Raw genomic sequence first — 608 nt, 5'->3', positions numbered from 1 at the left:
TGCCTCCACGGAAGCTGGCGCTCCCGTTTCCATGGCTCCTACCTATCCTGTACAAGCTGCACAGACAGTCCATATCAAGCTGCAGTAAAGCTCCACGGGGTCTTTCCGTCCTGTCGCGGGTAATGCGCATCTTCACGCATACTATAATTTCACCGAGTCTCTCGTTGAGACAGTGCCCAGATCGTTGCGCCTTTCGTGCGGGTCGGAACTTACCCGACAAGGAATTTCGCTACCTTAGGACCGTTATAGTTACGGCCGCCGTTTACTGGGGCTTCAATTCGAAGCTTCGCCTAAGCTGACCTCTCCTCTTAACCTTCCAGCACCGGGCAGGCGTCAGCCCCTATACTTCGCCTTGCGGCTTCGCAGAGACCTGTGTTTTTGCTAAACAGTCGCCTGGGCCTATTCACTGCGGCTTCTCAGGGCTTCTCACCCCAAAAAGCACCCCTTCTCCCGAAGTTACGGGGTCATTTTGCCGAGTTCCTTAACGAGAGTTCTCTCGCTCACCTTAGGATTCTCTCCTCGCCTGCCTGTGTCGGTTTGCGGTACGGGCGCCTATTGCCTCGCTAGAAGCTTTTCTCGGCAGTGTGGAATCAGGAACTTCGGTACTT

The 608-nt window shown here is 54.8% G+C and carries 1 rRNA gene; it reads right to left on the bottom strand.

Annotated elements, in window-relative coordinates:
- Positions 1–608, bottom strand: a 23S ribosomal RNA gene (locus AB1L08_RS22510); the annotation flags it as partial.

Origin of the sequence: Siminovitchia jepli, assembly GCF_047228825.1 — a bacterium.
Classification (GTDB): Bacteria; Bacillota; Bacilli; order Bacillales; family Bacillaceae_C; genus Siminovitchia.
This window is presented reverse-complemented; position numbering and strand designations above follow the sequence as displayed.